Origin of the sequence: Streptomyces sp. NPDC088354, assembly GCF_044753585.1 — a bacterium.
In the GTDB taxonomy this organism is placed as follows: Bacteria; Actinomycetota; Actinomycetes; order Streptomycetales; family Streptomycetaceae; genus Actinacidiphila.
In genome coordinates this window covers 42,016-57,705 of record NZ_JBIVNJ010000009.1, presented here as the reverse complement: position 1 = coordinate 57,705, position 15,690 = coordinate 42,016, and the positions used below count along the sequence as shown (strand labels likewise).

At 72.4% G+C, this 15,690-nt stretch carries 16 protein-coding genes and 1 riboswitch; of the genes, 12 read left to right on the top strand and 4 right to left on the bottom strand.

Annotated elements, in window-relative coordinates; translation table 11 throughout:
• Positions 1–91: 91 nt before the first annotated feature.
• Entirely contained in the window at positions 92–1,165 is a 1,074-nt protein-coding gene (gene hisC, locus ACIP98_RS16110; RefSeq protein WP_319663403.1) for a histidinol-phosphate transaminase, read from the bottom strand.
• 336 nt (positions 1,166–1,501) lie between these two features.
• Here hisC and ACIP98_RS16105 point away from each other — a divergent pair, with 336 nt between their 5' ends.
• The 3 genes from ACIP98_RS16105 to ACIP98_RS16095 all read left to right on the top strand — a co-directional run bounded on the left by ACIP98_RS16105 (position 1,502) and on the right by ACIP98_RS16095 (position 4,849).
• Positions 1,502–2,602: a LacI family DNA-binding transcriptional regulator gene (locus ACIP98_RS16105; protein WP_401976357.1), complete on the top strand. Its 1,101-nt coding sequence runs from the start codon at positions 1,502–1,504 to the stop codon at positions 2,600–2,602.
• 226 nt (positions 2,603–2,828) lie between these two features.
• Entirely contained in the window at positions 2,829–3,833 is a 1,005-nt protein-coding gene (locus tag ACIP98_RS16100) for a metallophosphoesterase (protein ID WP_319663401.1), read from the top strand.
• Positions 3,834–3,991: 158 nt separating this feature from the next.
• Positions 3,992–4,849 carry a hypothetical protein gene (locus ACIP98_RS16095; protein ID WP_319663400.1) on the top strand — a complete coding sequence of 286 codons (858 nt, stop codon included), beginning with the start codon at positions 3,992–3,994 and terminating at the stop codon, positions 4,847–4,849.
• 100 nt (positions 4,850–4,949) lie between these two features.
• Here the strand turns inward: ACIP98_RS16095 and thiC are convergent, their stop codons facing one another.
• The gene (gene thiC, locus ACIP98_RS16090) at positions 4,950–6,716 is read right to left on the bottom strand and encodes a phosphomethylpyrimidine synthase ThiC (protein WP_401976354.1); all 1,767 of its coding nucleotides are present in this window, start codon (positions 6,714–6,716) and stop codon (positions 4,950–4,952) included.
• A riboswitch (TPP riboswitch) is annotated at positions 6,708–6,835 on the bottom strand. It overlaps the preceding gene by 9 nt.
• A gap of 62 nt (positions 6,836–6,897) precedes the next feature.
• Between thiC and ACIP98_RS16085 the strand changes: the two genes are divergently transcribed.
• The 3 genes from ACIP98_RS16085 (at position 6,898) to ACIP98_RS16075 (ending at position 10,106) form a co-directional block, all read left to right on the top strand.
• A complete protein-coding gene (locus tag ACIP98_RS16085) occupies positions 6,898–8,256 on the top strand; it encodes a YibE/F family protein (protein WP_319663397.1) in 1,359 nt (452 codons plus the stop codon).
• Between the two features lie 29 nt (positions 8,257–8,285).
• Complete coding sequence (locus ACIP98_RS16080) at positions 8,286–8,486, top strand: hypothetical protein (RefSeq protein ID WP_319663396.1); 201 nt, start codon at positions 8,286–8,288, stop codon at positions 8,484–8,486.
• Between the two features lie 156 nt (positions 8,487–8,642).
• The gene (locus ACIP98_RS16075) at positions 8,643–10,106 is read left to right on the top strand and encodes an SPFH domain-containing protein (RefSeq protein WP_319663394.1); all 1,464 of its coding nucleotides are present in this window, start codon (positions 8,643–8,645) and stop codon (positions 10,104–10,106) included.
• Positions 10,107–10,152: 46 nt separating this feature from the next.
• Here the strand turns inward: ACIP98_RS16075 and ACIP98_RS16070 are convergent, their stop codons facing one another.
• Positions 10,153–10,371, bottom strand: a complete 219-nt coding sequence (locus ACIP98_RS16070) for a DUF5326 family protein (RefSeq protein ID WP_319663393.1) — start codon at positions 10,369–10,371, stop codon at positions 10,153–10,155.
• A 118-nt stretch (positions 10,372–10,489) separates the two neighbouring features.
• Entirely contained in the window at positions 10,490–10,807 is a 318-nt protein-coding gene (locus tag ACIP98_RS16065; RefSeq protein ID WP_319663392.1) for a cupin domain-containing protein, read from the bottom strand.
• A 57-nt stretch (positions 10,808–10,864) separates the two neighbouring features.
• Here ACIP98_RS16065 and ACIP98_RS16060 point away from each other — a divergent pair, with 57 nt between their 5' ends.
• The 6 genes from ACIP98_RS16060 to ACIP98_RS16035 all read left to right on the top strand — a co-directional run bounded on the left by ACIP98_RS16060 (position 10,865) and on the right by ACIP98_RS16035 (position 15,680).
• A complete protein-coding gene (locus ACIP98_RS16060) occupies positions 10,865–11,242 on the top strand; it encodes a phage holin family protein (RefSeq protein WP_319663391.1) in 378 nt (125 codons plus the stop codon).
• Between the two features lie 25 nt (positions 11,243–11,267).
• Positions 11,268–11,804, top strand: coding sequence for a low molecular weight protein-tyrosine-phosphatase (locus ACIP98_RS16055; protein ID WP_319663390.1), 537 nt, complete (start codon positions 11,268–11,270; stop codon positions 11,802–11,804).
• Positions 11,801–12,712: a fructosamine kinase family protein gene (locus ACIP98_RS16050; protein WP_401976349.1), complete on the top strand. Its 912-nt coding sequence runs from the start codon at positions 11,801–11,803 to the stop codon at positions 12,710–12,712. Before ACIP98_RS16055 ends, ACIP98_RS16050 begins: the two co-directional genes overlap by 4 nt.
• 81 nt (positions 12,713–12,793) lie before the next feature.
• A complete protein-coding gene (locus ACIP98_RS16045; protein WP_401976346.1) occupies positions 12,794–13,927 on the top strand; it encodes a cystathionine gamma-lyase in 1,134 nt (377 codons plus the stop codon).
• A 225-nt stretch (positions 13,928–14,152) separates the two neighbouring features.
• Positions 14,153–15,049, top strand: coding sequence for a LysR family transcriptional regulator (locus ACIP98_RS16040; RefSeq protein WP_319663386.1), 897 nt, complete (start codon positions 14,153–14,155; stop codon positions 15,047–15,049).
• A 103-nt stretch (positions 15,050–15,152) separates the two neighbouring features.
• Positions 15,153–15,680, top strand: coding sequence for an NUDIX hydrolase (locus tag ACIP98_RS16035; protein WP_319663385.1), 528 nt, complete (start codon positions 15,153–15,155; stop codon positions 15,678–15,680).
• The last annotated feature ends 10 nt before the right edge of the window (positions 15,681–15,690 follow it).

Genomic DNA, 15,690 nt, shown 5'->3' with positions numbered 1-15,690 from the left:
TGAACGCATTCACAAGCTCAGTATGACGTACACACTTTTGCCCCCTCGCACCGGGGGGTGGGAGGGGGCAAAAGGGAGGAAGCGCCGGGGGCTACAGCTCCTTGCGGAAGGCCTCGGCCGTACGCAGCAGCACATCGTTGGCGCCGGTCTCACCGATCGTGATCCGCACGCCCTCACCGGCGAACGGACGCACCGTGACCCCCGCGCTCTCGCACCGCGCCGCGAAGTCCGCCGTACGGTCCCCCAGCCGCAGCCACACGAAGTTGGCCTGCGTCACCGGGACCGTCCAGCCCTGCGCGGTCAGCCCCTCGTACACCCGGGCCCGCTCGGCGACCAGCGCGTCCACCCGGTCCATCAGCGCCTCCTCGGCGCGCAGCGAGGCCACCGCGGCGTCCTGGGCGAGCTGGCTGACGCCGAAGGGGACGGCGGTCTTGCGCAGCGCCACCGCCACCGGCTCGTGCGCGATCGCGAAGCCGACACGCAGGCCGGCCAGGCCGTACGCCTTGGAGAAGGTGCGCAGCACGGCGACGTTGGGCCGGTCCCGGTAGACCTCGGCGCCGTCGGGCACCTCGGGGTCGCGGATGAACTCCTTGTACGCCTCGTCGAGGACGACGAGCACGTCGGAGGGGACGCGGTCCAGGAAGCGCTCCAGCGCGGCGCGGCGGACCACGGTGCCGGTGGGGTTGTTGGGGTTGCAGACGAAGACCAGCCGGGTGCGGTCGGTGATCGCGTCCGCCATCGCGTCGAGGTCGTGCGTCTCCTCGGCGTCCAGCGGGACCGGCACCGCGGACGCGCCGCTGATCTGCGTGATGATCGGATACGCCTCGAAGGACCGCCAGGCGTAGACGACCTCGTCGCCGGGGCCCGAGGTGATCTGGAGCAACTGCTGGGCCACGCCGACCGATCCGGTGCCGGTCGCGATGTGCTCGGGGGGAACGCCGAACCGGTCCGCCAGTTCGGACTGGAGGGCGGTGCAGGCCATGTCGGGATAGCGGTTGAAGCTCCCCGCGGCGGCCGTGACCGCCTCGAGGACACCGGGCAGCGGCGGGTAGGGATTCTCGTTGGAGGACAGCTTGTAAGCCGTCACGCCGTCCGCCACCGCCGGGGGTCGACCCGGCTTGTAGGTGGGGATACCGTCCAGTTCGCGGCGCAGTCGGGGGTTCATGCCCACACCCTATGAGCGGCCCTGCTCTCTGGGGAGGCCCTGAGGCATGCGGGCACCGAGGGGCGCCCGGCCGCCGCGGCGTGCTGGAGAAAGCCATGCGCGCCGGTGGCGCGCGCGGTGGCGCGCATCCCTCGTAGGGGTGAGTTGATACGGCTCCCGACCAGGGGCACATGCCCCTGGGATCCCGGCGGCCGGTCGCGCAACCAGCGGTCGAAACCTCATGCGACCTGCGCATTCAAGGCCTCGTCCCGGATCGCGGGACGAAGAAACGTCTCTGTCAATGCGCCACGCGGGCCCCCCGCGAACGGACCACCCGAGCCCTACTATCACCACGCCATGACAGCAGCAGGGAACCACCAGGCGAACCGGCCCGTCGGACGCCGGCTGGAGCGGGCGGGCATCAGGGACGTGGCCGCCGCGGCCGGTGTCTCGATCACCACTGTCTCCGACGCGCTCAACGGCAAGGGCCGGCTGCCCGACGCCACCCGCCGCCACGTCCGTGAGGTCGCCGAACGGCTGGGCTACCGGCCCTCGGCCGCCGCCCGAACGCTGCGCACCGGCCGGTCGGGGCTCATCGGGCTGACCGTGACCACCTACGGGGAAGAACCTTTCACCTTCACCGAGTTCGCGTACTTCGCCGAGATGGCCAGGGCCGCCACCTCGGCCGCGCTCGCGCGCGGCTACGCCCTGGTCATCCTGCCCGCCTCGTCCCGCCACGACGTGTGGAGCAACGTGGCGCTCGACGGCACCGTCGTGATCGACCCCTCCGACCACGACCCGATGGTCACCGAACTGGTCCGGCAGGGCATCCCCGTGGTCAGCGACGGCCGCCCGGCCGGCAGCCTGCCCGTCCAGGCCTGGGTCGACAACGACCACGAGGCCGCCGTGCTCGGCATCCTGGACCATCTCGCCGAGTCCGGCGCGCGCCGGATCGGCCTGCTCACCGGCACCAGCACGGACACCTACACCCGGCTGTCCACCAGCGCCTATCTGAGCTGGTGCGAGCGGATCGGGCAGGAACCGGTGGTCGAGTCCTACCCGGCCCACGACCCCTGCGCCGGGGCCGTCGCCGCCGACCGGCTGCTCGCCCGCCCCGACCGGCCCGACGCGGTCTACGGCCTCTTCGACCCCAACGGCACCGACCTGCTGGCCGCCGCCCGCCGCTACGGGCTGCGCGTCCCGGAGGACCTGCTGCTGGTGTGCTGCAGCGAGAGCATGGTCTACGCGGCAACCGAGCCGCCCATCACCACGCTCTCCCTCAAACCGGGACGCATCGGCACCGCGGTCGTCCAACTGCTCATCGACGCCATCGAAGGCGTCGACGACGGCCGGCCGGTGCAGCAGGTCATGCCGACGGACCTCATCGTCCGCACCTCCTCCCAACCGCGCTCCCCCCGCACCACGGTGAACCCGCCGCGGGGCCCCTCCGGGGGATGAGCCGCGCGAGCGGCGGGGAGCGGGGGCACCGCGGCGCGCACCCGGACCCACCGATGCGGAGCCGTATCCTCCAGGGCACGATGGGCCCGCCCCGGGGGGTTTTGTCCGGACCAGATGAAATCGCTATCACCAGGTGTGTCACGTCGCGACATCGTCATTCCTATGATGGGCGGATGGCGGCGCGACGGTGGAGGGTTCGATGACTCAGGGGGCAGGTCAGGGACCCATGCTCGGCACGGGGTTCGGCGGGCGTCCACAGGGTGCTCAGGCCGCGGCCCAGAGCGCGCCACCGGCGCCTCCCGGCCCGCAGTCCGGCTACGAGCCCACGCTCGTCGACGAGGCGCCGCTCCCCGAGGAGTACACGCCCACCCAGCGCGACCTCCCGGTCATCAGCGCCGCCGACGAACCGCCGCTCGGCCCGCTCTACGTGGTCGGCGACGTCCACGGCTACCTCGGCGAGCTCTGCGACGCCCTGTACGCGATCGGGCTGATCGACTCCGAGGGCCACTGGGCGGCCGGCAACGCCCGGCTGTGGTTCCTCGGCGACTTCACCGACCGCGGCCCGGACGGCGTCGGCGTGATCGATCTGGTCATGCAGCTGTCCGCCGAGGCCGCCGCCGCCGGCGGCTACACCCGCGCCCTCATGGGCAACCACGAGCTGCTGCTCTACGGCGCCCACCGCTTCGGTGACACACCCGTGAACTCCGCCGCCGGCACCGCCACCTTCCTGGCCGCCTGGCGCCTCAACGGCGGCCAGACCAGCGACATGGAGCGGCTCGAGGACCACCACATCGCCTGGATGTCCCGGCTGGACGCGGCCGCCCTCGCCGACGGCCACCTCCTGCTGCACTCCGACACCACGGCGTACCTGGAGTACGGCGACACCATCGACGCCATGAACGACACGGTCACCGGCATCCTGCAGCGCGGCGACGCCGACGAGTGCTGGGAGCTGTTCCGCAAGTTCACCCGGCGCTTCGCCTTCCGCGGCGAGACCGGGGCGCAGGCGGCACGGGAACTGCTGGACACCTACGGCGGCCGGCGCGTCGTGCACGGCCACAGCCCCATCCCGTACCTGCTCGGCGAGGTCGGCGGGGAGTACACCGCGGACTCCCCCGACCGGACCACCGTCATCGAGGGACCGCACGTCTACGCCGACGACCTCGCGGTGGCGATGGACGGCGGGGTGACCATGGACGGCAAACTCCTGGTCGCACGCCTGCCGTTGTAGCCCCCGAAACCCCCATTTTCCGGAAACACTCTGTCACCCCGTCACCTCCGCGCTCTACCATCGGGTTATCCGTAGGCAGCTTCTCCTCCGCTTCCGCCCAGCCGGTCCGGAACTCCAGCGCGGACTTCGGGGCGGCACCGGAGACGGAGCATCGGGGGATGCACATGAACAGCGCTCCACATCTGCTGACCGAGGACCGCCCGGAGTTCGAGCGCGTCCTCGACACGGCTCTGCACTCGGAGAGCACCCGGGCCGCCCTCGCGGACGCCCGGAACCCGCTCAACACCGAGCAGTTGCGCACCATGGCGCTCAGCGCCGCCGCGCCCATCTCCGCCTGCGCGGCCCCGGAGTACGAGAGTTACGTCAAGGCCCGCGAGGCGCTGTCCGAGCAACGCCGCGAACAGCGGGTCGCCGCCGTCTCCGGCATCGGGTACGCCGCCGCCGCACCGGGCGTCGCCGACGGCTCGGGCGCCGGGCTGTTCGCGATCGTCGCCGTCCTCACACCCGTCCTCGCCGGCACCGCCGCCGTGATCTTCCTGGTCCTGGGCTACGCCCTGGCGCTCGGCCACCCCGAGCCGAACATCGCCGGTCCGCTGCGCCAGGCCGGCTGGCTCTTCGCGGCGGTCGCCGCCTGCGGCATCGTCGTCGGCATGATCGGCCTGCTCCTCACGGCCCTGCGCAACGACCCCACCGCCGAGAGCGACCGCCCACCCGACGAACCGCCCGAGATCGCAGCGGCGCGCGAGATCTGGCGCCGGGCCCTGCTGGAACGCGGCCTCCAGCCCTTCTTGAACGCGGCCCTGGCCAAGGCCGCCGACTCCGCCCCGCCCCCTCCGGACCGCCCGGGCGGCGACGGCAACCACCGCATGCCGCGCCTGGGTTACTCCAGCCCCGACTTCTCCAGCCCCGGCCCCGAGTCCTCCCCGGAACCCGGGCACCGGTTCACCAGTCCCGACTTCTCCAGTCCCGACTTCTCCAGCCCGGACTACGGCGGCCCAGACCACGCGCCCAACTGACCGTCGGACGACGGCGGCAAGCCGTTCGCGGTGGGTTTCGCGGAGGCGGGCCCGCCGGGACTGGTCGCCTGGCGGGCCCGCCTCCGCTGATGCGGCCGGGTCAGCCGGCCGACCCGCCGCCCGTCTCCGCGATCGGCAGGTACACCCGGTTGCCCGCCGCCGCGAACTCCCTGGACTTCCCCGCCATACCGGCCTCGATCTCCTCGGCCGTGCCGCCGTGCTGCCTCCGGATGTCCTGGGAGATCTTCATCGAGCAGAACTTCGGGCCGCACATGGAGCAGAAGTGCGCCGTCTTCGCCGGCTCTGCCGGCAGCGTCTCGTCGTGGAAGGCCCGTGCCGTGTCCGGGTCGAGGGCCAGGTTGAACTGGTCCTCCCAGCGGAACTCGAAGCGGGCGTCGGACAGCGCGTCGTCCCAGTCCTGCGCGCCGGGGTGGCCCTTGGCGAGGTCGGCGGCGTGGGCGGCGATCTTGTAGGTGATCACGCCGGTCTTGACGTCGTCGCGGTCGGGCAGGCCGAGGTGCTCCTTGGGGGTGACGTAGCAGAGCATGGCCGTGCCCCACCAGGCGATCATCGCGGCGCCGATACCGGAGGTGATGTGGTCGTAGGCGGGCGCGATGTCGGTGGTCAGCGGACCGAGGGTGTAGAACGGCGCCTCCTCGCAGATCTCCTGCTGCAGTCTCACGTTGTCGGCGATCTTGTGCATCGGGACGTGCCCAGGCCCCTCGATCATGGTCTGCACGCCGTGCCGCTTCGCGACGGTGTTGAGTTCGCCGAGCGTGCGCAGTTCGGCGAACTGGGCCTCGTCGTTGGCGTCGGCGATGGAGCCGGGCCGCAGGCCGTCGCCCAGGGAGTACGTGACGTCGTAGGCGGCGAGGATCTCGCAGAGCTCCTCGAAGTTCTCGTAGAGGAAGCTCTCCTTGTGGTGCGCCAGGCACCACGCCGCCATGATCGAGCCGCCGCGGGAGACGATGCCGGTCTTGCGGCGGGCGGTCAGCGGGACGTACCGCAGCAGGACGCCCGCGTGGACGGTCATGTAGTCGACGCCCTGTTCGGCCTGCTCGACGACCGTGTCCTTGTAGATCTCCCAGGTCAGCTCCTCGGCCCTGCCGTCGACCTTCTCCAGGGCCTGGTAGAGGGGGACGGTGCCGATGGGGACGGGGGAGTTGCGCAGCACCCATTCGCGGGTGGTGTGGATGTTGCGGCCGGTGGACAGGTCCATCACCGTGTCGGCGCCCCAGCGGGTGGCCCAGGTCATCTTCTCCACCTCCTCCTCGATGGAGGAGGTGACGGCGGAGTTGCCGATGTTGGCGTTGACCTTCACCAGGAACCGCTTGCCGATGATCATCGGCTCGGTCTCCGGGTGGTTGACGTTCGCCGGCAGCACCGCCCGGCCCGCCGCGATCTCCTCGCGGACGACCTCGGGGGCGACGTCCTCGCGGATCGCGACGAACTCCATCTCCGGGGTGATCTCGCCGCGCCGGGCGTACGCGAGCTGGGTGACCGCCCGCCCCTCCCGTCCGCGCCGGGGCAGGCGCGGGCGGCCGGGGAAGACGGCGTCCAGATTGCGCAGCCCGCCGCGGGGTGCGGTGTGCTTGATGCCGTCGTCCTCGGGGCGGACGGGACGGCCGGGGTACGCGTCGGTGTCGCCGCGGGCGACGATCCAGTTCTCGCGCAGCGGCTCCAGGCCGCGGCGCACATCGGTGGTGACGGTGGGGTCGGTGTACGGACCGGAGGTGTCGTACAGCGTCACGTCGCGGCCATTGGTGAGGTGCACCCGGCGGACGGGGACCTCGATGTCCGGGCGCGACCCGGTCACATAGCCCTTGTGCCAGCCGATTTCGCGCGCGTTCGCATCGCGCATGGTCATGAGACCCACTCCCTACGCCGGCATTACCCGGTAACAGGTTCAGCGGTCGGCGCAGCTGGTGGCCCTCGGCCGTTCAGCGCCCTCTCAGCCCGGTGCTCCGAGCTCCCGCGGTGTGCAAAGGTGCGACCACGCTAGCGGGTCTTCTCCGGCGCACACCAGTGGGCCTTGGGATGATCGGCGCGTGGACTCCCCTCATGCGCAACCCCAGCCCCCCGAGCACGGCAACGGGCACGGTCGTGACCACGGGCACGGGCACGGTCACGGGCACAGCCATGGCCACGGGCCCGTGCCGCCGGTCTCCCGGCACCTGCGGAAGGTCATCGCCGCGGTGCTGATCCCGTTCGTCGCCGCGGTGGTGGTCGGCCTGGTGGTGCTCTGGCCCAACGGGGTGCCGGCCCACAAGCGCACGGGCGTCGGGTTCGACCAGCAGACCCAGTCGGGCCGCGTGGTGCGGGTCGAGAACGTCAAGTGCGCGGACGTCAACGCGGTGCCGAACAGCCCGGGCGGGCCCGGCGCGACGCCGTCCGGCGGCCCCTCGCCCGCCCCGTCGGCGGCCCCGTCGATCTGCGAGCGGGCGACCATCAAGGTCACCTCCGGCAAGGACACCGGCCGTACCTTCACCGAGATCGTGCAGCCGAGCCAGACCCGGCACTACACGCAGGGGCAGAAGGTCCTGCTGACCTACGCGCCCGCCGCGCCCAAGGAGTTGCAGTACTCGGTCGCCGACGTGGACCGGTCGCTGCCGCTGTGGCTGCTGGCCGGGCTCTTCGCGGCGGCGGTGGTCCTGGTCGGACGGCTGCGCGGGATCCTGGCGCTGGTGGCGCTGATCATCAGCTTCGCGGTGCTGACGCTGTTCATCCTCCCGGCGATCCTGCACGGCAGCGATCCGCTGCTGGTGGCGGTCATCGGCGGCAGCGCCATCATGCTGATCGCGCTCTACATGTGCCACGGTCTCAACGCCCGTACCTCGGTGGCCGTGCTCGGCACGCTCTGCTCGCTGCTGCTGATCGCGCTGCTGGGCTCGGTGTTCATCGACTGGGCGGTGCTGAGCGGCAACACCTCGGACGAGACCGGGCTGATCCACGACCTCTACCCGGGCATCGAGATCCACGGCCTGCTGCTGGCGGGCATCGTCATCGGCTCGCTCGGTGTCCTGGACGACGTGACGGTCACCCAGACCTCGGCCGTGTGGGAGCTGCGGGAGGCCGATCCGGGCGCCGGCCCGCGGAAGCTGTACCGGGCGGCGATGCGCATCGGGCGCGACCACATCGCCTCGGTGGTCAACACCCTGGTGCTGGCGTACGCGGGCGCCGCGCTCCCCCTGCTGCTGCTCTTCTCCGTCGCGCAGCGCGGCGTGCTGGCGGTGGCCGGCAGCGAGCTGGTCGCCGAGGAGATCGTCCGGACCCTGGTCGGCAGCATCGGGCTGGTGGTGGCCGTGCCGCTGACGACCGCGCTGGCCGCGCTGGTGGTGTCGGCGGACCGCCCGGGGAGGGACACTGTCCCCACGGGCGGCGGGCGCCGCCGGCGGCGGGCGCGCTGAGCTGCGCGAGTACGGGGGGGGTGGGCGAGGTGATCGGGCTTCAGGGGAGGGTGACCGGCACGGTCGGCCCGGAGCTGGTCGGCGAGGTGATCGTGCAGGTCCGCGGGGGTGCGGAGGCCTTCCTGGCGTACCCGGCGACCGCGGGGGAGCGCATCGCGAAGGGCACGGTCGTGGTGGTCGTCGAGTACCTGCCGCCGCGGACCGTGTACGTCGCGCCGGCGTACGGCTGACGGGGCGTCCGAAGGGGCAGTCGACGGGGCGGCTGACGGGGACGGAGCCGTTCGTATCAAGAACGCGACAAGGATGCGCCAGGATCTTCCGGTGCGTCTTGCGCAGGCGCACACTCCCGTACGCGGCCCCGATCGGGGCCAATCGTAAGGGGGCGTATGCCGATGGTGATCGGCGTCGCGGCGGGCGCGGTGCTCGTCGCTCTCATTGTGGTGGTCGTGCTGTTCCGGCTCATGTGGCGGGTTGCCGAGCCGAACGAGGCACTGGTCATCTCGGGTTCCAAGCACCGTACCGACGGTGTCGGGGAGGGCATGGGATTCCGCGTCGTCACCGGTCGCGGAACGCTGGTGATGCCCGGTGTCCAGGTGGTGCGGAAGCTGTCGCTCGACCTCAACGAGGCCGAGCTGAACGTGGACTGCGTCACGCAGCAGGGCATCCCGCTCAAGGTGCACGGCGTGGTGATCTTCAAGGTCGGCGACGACTTCGTGTCGATCGCCAACGCCGCGCGGCGTTTCCTGGACCAGCAGAAGTTCATGGCCGAGCGGGTGCACAACGTCTTCGCCGGTCATCTGCGGTCCATCGTCGGCGGGTTGACGGTGGAGCAGATGATCCGCGACCGGGAGCGGCTGACCGCCGAGACCCGGGCGGCGTCGGGCTCGGAGATGGAGAAGCTCGGCCTGATCATCGACTCGTTGCAGATCCACGAGATCGTCGACCCGACCGGCTACATCAAGAACCTCTCCGCCCCGCACGCGGCCGCCGTCCACCGTGACGCCCGTATCGCGCAGGCGGAGGCGGACCGGATGGCCACCGAGGCCGAGCAGCAGGCCGCGGCCCGGATGGCGGAGGCCACCCGGGACAGCCAGATCCTGCAGGCCGGTTACATGGCCGAACGGGACAAGGCCACCGCGGCCGCGCAGCAGGCGGGTCCGCTCGCCGAGGCCGCGGCCCGGCAGGAGGTCGTGGTGCAGGAGACCCGGGTCGCCGAACTGGAGGCGCAGCGGCGCGAGCAGCAGCTCCAGGCGGACGTCCGCAAGCCGGCGGACGCCTCCGCGTACGAGAAGCGGACACTGGCCGAGGCCGAGCGCGACGCGCGGATCTCGGCGGCCGAGGCGAAGGCCAAGGAGACGGAGCTGGCCGCGATCGCCGAGGCGAACCGGGTGAAGTCGGCCGCCGCCGCGCAGGCGGAGCAGACGAAGCTCAGCGGTCTGGCGAGCGCCGCGGCCACCCGGGCCACGGGCGAGGCCGAGGCCGCGGCCACCCAGGCCCGCGGTCTGGCGGAGGCCGAGTCCGCGAAGGCGAGGGGTCTGGCGGAGGCCGAGGCGATCAAGGCGCGGGCCGCCGCGCTGGCGGAGAACCAGGAGGCGGTCGTCGCCCAGCAACTGGCCGAGAACTGGCCGGAGATCGTCCGGGCCGGCGCGTCCGCCTTCGGCAACGTCGACCACATGGTGCTGCTCAACGGCGCGGACGGCATGTCCGAGATGTTCGCCAAGGCGCTCACCATGGGCGGCACGGGCCTGGGGCTGGCCCGTCAGCTGCTCGCCCAGATGAACGGTGGGGCCGAGCCGTCGTCCAATGGCTCGGCGCCGCAACGCCCCGAACGCGTCCCGCTCAAGGACTGAGCGGCGCGCACCCGCGGGGTCCGGTCCGTCGCCGGGCCCCGCCGGGTCACCACCGGTCGTGGGAGTCCGACGACGAGGACGACGAGGTGACCTTCTTCACGACGAACACCAGGCCGCCGACGAGCGCCACGAAGATCAGCACCTTGAACAGCAGCCAGAACAGGAAGCCGACCGCGCTGGCGATCATGCCGCCGAAGACCACGATCGCGATCACCGGCACCGCGATCCACTTGACCCACCAGGGAACGCCCTCGAACAGCTTCACCGTTTCCTCCTCCGTATCGTCCTTGCTCCCAAGGCTAGGGCCGCGAGGGGCCGGCGCGGAGGCCCGGCGGACCCCATCCGTCCCTGACCGTCCCCCTACGGGACCCGGACGGCGGCCCTCATCCCTCCGGCGGTGAGAAGACCACCAGGACCCGCAGGTCCTCGCTGATGTGGTGGAAGCGGTGCGGCACCCGGGCCGGCACGTGGACCACGCTGCCCCGCGCGACCTGCGTCGTCTCCTCCCCCACGGTGATCAGCGCGCGGCCGCTCACCACGAGGTAGATCTCGTCCTGGTCGTGCGGCTTCTGCGGGTCGAGCTCGCCCGCCGCCAGCGCGTACAGCCCGGCGGACATGTTCCGCTCCCGCAGGAAGCTCAGATACGCGCCGTTGTTGGCGGCGCGTTCGGCCTCCAGGTCGTCCAGCCGGAACACCTTCACTTGCCCGCTCCCTTGCACCCCTGTGCCTGCGCGATCACTTCTGCGACGATCTCAGCCATGATGAACTTCGTCGTCAAGACGCTCGCGAACGCCGGGGCCCTGCTCGTGGCCATCTGGCTCGTGGGCAACATCACGCTCACCGGTGACGACACGGCGCACAAGGCTCTCACCCTGATCCTGGTCGCCCTGGTCTTCGGCCTGGTCAACTGGCTGGTGAAGCCGTTGGTGAAGCTGCTCTCTTTCCCCCTGCTGATCCTCACCCTGGGACTGTTCACCCTGGTGGTGAACGCCCTGATGCTGCTGCTGACCTCCTGGCTGTCCGGCAAACTGAGCCTGGACTTCCACGTCGAGGGCTTCTGGGCCGCCGTGCTCGGCGGGCTGATCATCAGCATCGTGTCCTGGGCGCTCAACATGCTCCTGCCCGACGAGGACTGAGCGCGAGAGCTGCATCATGGAGGCCATGAGCGCTGCGTCGTCGTCCCGCACACCGTTTCGGGTGTGCTTCGTCTGCACCGGGAACATCTGCCGGTCGCCCATGGCCGAGCACGTCTTCCGCGCCCGCGTCGAGGAGGCCGGGCTCGACGGCCGCGTCGTGATCGACAGCGCGGGCACCGGCTCCTGGCACGAGGGGGACGGCGCCGACCACCGCACGGTCTCCGTGCTCCGTGCCGCGGGGTACGGGCACGAGCACGTCGCCCGGCAGTTCCAGCCCGAGTGGTTCGCCGGGCTGGACCTGGTCGTCGCCCTGGACGCCGGGCACCTGCGGGCCCTGCGGCGCCTCGCGCCGACCCCGCAGGACGCCGCCAAGGTACGGCTGCTGCGCAGCTGGGACCCGGCGGTCGCGGGCTCGGCGGACGCCGGCGCACTCGACGTGCCGGACCCCTACTACGGGGACATGGACGGCTTCGCGCTGTGCCTGGAGATGTGCGAGGCCGCCGCCGACGGCCTGCTGGACACCGTGCGCGACGCCCTCGGCGAGCCCGCCCCGGCGCCATGAACCCGCCCGCCGTCGCCGGCGGGGGCGGCCTCGCCGGCCTCGCTGCCGACGTGTCGGCCCTGCTGGGCCGGGACGCCGGCGATCCCGTCCCGGTGGGCGGCGGTTCCATCTGCACGGCGGCCCGGCTGGACGGGCCCGGCGGACCCGGCGCGGTCTTCGCCAAGACGCTCCACGACGCCCCGGACGGTTTCTTCGCCGCGGAGGCCGCGGGACTGCGGTTGCTCGGCTCCACCGGCACGGTCGCGGTGCCGCGGGTGCTGGCGGCCGACCGGAACACCCTGGTCCTGGAGTGGATCGAGCCCGGACCCGCCACGCCCTCCCAGGCCGAGCGGCTGGGCCGTGAACTGGCCGCACTGCACGACGTGCGGGCCGCGGCCTGGGGCCCCGCCGGCCCCGGTTTCCTCGGCCGGCTCCCGCTGCCGTCCCCCACCGGGCCGCCGCCGGCCGCCCCGGAGGACTGGGCGGCCTTCCACGCCGAGCACCGGCTGCTGCCCTTCCTGCGGCAGGCCGCCGGCGACGGGGCGATGGCCCCGGCCGATGTGCGGTCGGTGGAGCGGGTCTGCGAGCTGCTGCCGCGGATCGCGGGAGCCCCGCGGCCGCCCGCGCTGATCCACGGCGACCTGTGGTCCGGCAACGTCCTGTTCGCCGCCGACGGCCGCGCCCGGCTGGTCGACCCCGCCGCGCAGGGCGGCGACCCCGAGGCGGACCTGGCGATGCTGGAGCTGTTCGGCTGCCCGCAGATGCCGCGGATCCTCGCGGCGTACGAGGAGGTGCGCCCGGTTCCGGGGCGGCGGGAGCGGGTGGCGCTGCACCAGTTGCACCCGCTGCTGGTGCACGCGGCGCTCTTCGGCGGCCACTACGGCGCCGCCGCCGGCCGCGCCGCCCGGGAGGCCCTGTCGCGGGCCTGAGGGCCGATCGGGTTGGATGGGCCGTACACCGACATGGTCCGCCGTGACGTCCGACGTCGCGGGGAGAGCGAGGAGAGCGCGATGACGGAGTACGAGAACGCGCCCGGGGACAGCACGCGCAGCGTGCACGCCGGGCGCCCGGAAGCCCGGCCGCACGAGCCCGCGCTGCCCGGCCCGGTCTTCGCCGCGCATTTCCACCTGCCGGGCGACGTCTCCGGTCCGTACACCTACGGACGTGACGAGAACCCCACGTGGACCCGGCTGGAGGAGGCCATCTCCGCCCTGGAGTCCCCGGACGCCGACGCCGAGACACTGGTCTTCTCCTCCGGCATGGGCGCGATCTCCTCCGTGCTGCTCTCCCAGGTGCGCACCGGGGACACCGTGGTGCTCCCCTCGGACTGCTACCAGGCCACCCGCTCCCTGCGGGGGCGTCTGGAGGAGTACGGGGTGGAGGTACGGCTCGCCCCGACCGCGGGCGACGCACAGGCGGAGATGCTCCACGGCGCGAAGCTGCTGTGGATCGAGACCCCGTCCAACCCGGGCCTGGACGTGTGCGACATCCGGCGCCTGGCCGACGCGGCCCACGCCGCCGGGGCGCTGGTCGCCGTGGACAACACCCTGGCCACGCCGCTCGGTCAGCGCCCGCTCGACCTCGGCGCGGACTTCTCGGTGGCCAGCGGCACCAAGGCGCTGTCCGGCCACGGTGACCTGCTGCTGGGCTACGTGACCACCCGCCGCCCCGAACTCGCCGCCCAGGTACGGCTGTGGCGCAAGACGGTGGGCGCCATTCCGGGCCCGATGGAGGCCTGGCTGGCGCACCGCTCGCTGTCCACGCTCGCGCTGCGCGTGGACCGGCAGGCCGCCAACGCGCTGGCGCTGACCGCCGCGTTGCTGGAGCGCCCCGAGGTCACCGATGTGCGCCACCCCGGCCACCCCGAGGACAGCGCGCACGCCGTGGCGGCAGCGCAGATGGCCCGCTTCGGCAGCGTCGTCTCCTTCACGCTCCCGGACAAGGCGCACGCCGAACGCTTCCTGTCCGCGCTGCTGCTGACGACCGAGGCGACCAGTTTCGGCAGCGTGACGAGCACGGCCGAGCGCCGGGCGCGCTGGGGCGGGGACGCGGTGCCCGAGGGCTTTGTCCGCTTCTCGGTGGGTGTGGAGGACGCGGCCGACATCGTGCGGGACGTGCTGCACGCGCTCGACGCCGCCAAGTAGGGCCCGCTGTTCACGCAGAACAGATATATCTACGTAGGCGGCGCTACGCAGAATGGGTGGCCCGAGCCTCCCCCCTCGTGGCTCGGACCACCCTGGCTTTACGCGCGGAGATCCGCTCGAACAAGGCTAGTTGACTCTGCGTCAGTGTCCAATCACAGTTGCGATGCAGACCTATCGATATATTTATAGTTGCGGGCACGACAGACGCTTCAAGGGAGCGGTTCCATGGATCTGGCTCTGCTGCGCACGTTCGTCACGGTGCACCGAGCCGGATCCTTCACCAGGGCCGCCCAGTTGCTGGGCCTGTCCCAGCCCGCGGTCACCAGCCAGATCCGCAGCCTCGAACGGCAGGTCGGCCGCCCGCTGTTCCTGCGGCTGCCGCGCGGGGTCAGCCCCACGCCGGTCGGCGACGACCTGGCCCACCGGGTCGCCCCGCACCTCGACGCCCTCCTGGAGATCACCGAGGGGGACATCGCCGAGGACTCCGGCCACCGCACCCTCCACCTCGCCGGACCCCCCACCTTCACCTCGCTGCGCGCCCTGCCCGCGCTGGCGCCGCTGGTCGCCGAGGGCCTGCAACTGCGCATAGCGCTCGCGGGCGAGGACGAGGCGCTGGCCGGTCTCGCCGCCGGGCACCACGACGTGTCCCTGGGCACCATCCGCCCGCGGGACCGCCTGCTGGCCGCCACCCCGCTGTGGGACGAGGAGCAGATCCTGGTCGCGGCCCCCGCCTGGCAGGAGCGCATCGGCGGGCCGCAGGCCGTGCACACCCACGGCGTTCGGGCCCTGGACGACGTCCCGGTGATCTCCTACGACGAGGGCATGCCGCTGCTCGACCACTACTGGTCGGCGGTCTTCGACAGCAGCCCCGCGATCGTGCCGGCGATCGTGGTGCCGGACCTGCGGGCGGTGCTGGAGTGCGTACTGGCCGGCGTCGGCATGGCCGTACTGCCGCGCTACCTGTGCTGCGAGGCGCTGACCGGAGGGGCCGCCGCGGCGCTGCTGGAGCCGCCGGTGCCCCCGCTGCGCACCTACTTCGTCTCCGTGCGCGCCGGGACGCTCGCCCTGCCGCACATCGCGCGGGTGCACGAGCGGCTCATCCGGGCGGCGGCCGGCTGGTGAGCGGGCGCCGGGCGGCCGGCGGGTGACGTCCGGGGGAACTGCGCGTTCCGATTCGCCGTCCCGGAGGCGTTTGCGCCCTCCCGCGCCGCGGCAGATCTCAGGCATGCCCCCGGACACCGGAACACCTGCCCCACCCGCTCCGCCGACCGCCCCGGCCACCCGTCCCGTGGTCAAGCGCACCGCCCGCGCCATCCTGCTGGACGGCGACTCCCTCGTGCTCATCAAGCGCACCAAGCCCGGTCTCAACCCGTACTGGGTCACCCCCGGCGGCGGCGTGGAGGCCGAGGACGCCACCGTGGTGGAGGCCCTCCACCGTGAGCTCGACGAGGAGCTCGGGGCCAAGGTCACCGACGTCGTCCCCGCCTTCGTCGACACCGTCGAGCACATCTCCGGCGACGGCTCGCACGGCGTGAAGGTGCAGCACTTCTTCGTCTGCCGGCTGGCGTCCATGGACCCGGCCCGGCGGCACGGCCCCGAGGTGGACGAGCCCTCGGGGACGTACGAGATCGTGCGCGTCCCCTTCAGCCGGGTGGGGCTCGCCTCGGTGGAGGTCGTCCCGCTCACCCTGCGGCACTACCTGGACGGCAACATCGAGGGCGTGCTGGGGCTGCTCTCCTCCGATCTGGGCTGATCCGGGCCGG

What these genes read in the sequence shown, in the direction of transcription:
- ACIP98_RS16055 (WP_319663390.1), top strand. Translation starts at nt 11,268, where the DNA reads ATGAGCGCTGCGTCGTCGTCCCGCACACCGTTTCGGGTGTGCTTCGTC.
- thiC (WP_401976354.1), bottom strand. Translation starts at nt 6,716, where the DNA reads ATGACCATGCGCGATGCGAACGCGCGCGAAATCGGCTGGCACAAGGGC.
- ACIP98_RS16045 (WP_401976346.1), top strand. Translation starts at nt 12,794, where the DNA reads ATGACGGAGTACGAGAACGCGCCCGGGGACAGCACGCGCAGCGTGCAC.
- hisC (WP_319663403.1), bottom strand. Translation starts at nt 1,165, where the DNA reads ATGAACCCCCGACTGCGCCGCGAACTGGACGGTATCCCCACCTACAAG.
- ACIP98_RS16035 (WP_319663385.1), top strand. Translation starts at nt 15,153, where the DNA reads ATGCCCCCGGACACCGGAACACCTGCCCCACCCGCTCCGCCGACCGCC.
- ACIP98_RS16095 (WP_319663400.1), top strand. Translation starts at nt 3,992, where the DNA reads ATGCACATGAACAGCGCTCCACATCTGCTGACCGAGGACCGCCCGGAG.
- ACIP98_RS16105 (WP_401976357.1), top strand. Translation starts at nt 1,502, where the DNA reads ATGACAGCAGCAGGGAACCACCAGGCGAACCGGCCCGTCGGACGCCGG.
- ACIP98_RS16040 (WP_319663386.1), top strand. Translation starts at nt 14,153, where the DNA reads ATGGATCTGGCTCTGCTGCGCACGTTCGTCACGGTGCACCGAGCCGGA.
- ACIP98_RS16100 (WP_319663401.1), top strand. Translation starts at nt 2,829, where the DNA reads ATGCTCGGCACGGGGTTCGGCGGGCGTCCACAGGGTGCTCAGGCCGCG.
- ACIP98_RS16060 (WP_319663391.1), top strand. Translation starts at nt 10,865, where the DNA reads ATGATGAACTTCGTCGTCAAGACGCTCGCGAACGCCGGGGCCCTGCTC.
- ACIP98_RS16075 (WP_319663394.1), top strand. Translation starts at nt 8,643, where the DNA reads ATGCCGATGGTGATCGGCGTCGCGGCGGGCGCGGTGCTCGTCGCTCTC.
- ACIP98_RS16050 (WP_401976349.1), top strand. Translation starts at nt 11,801, where the DNA reads ATGAACCCGCCCGCCGTCGCCGGCGGGGGCGGCCTCGCCGGCCTCGCT.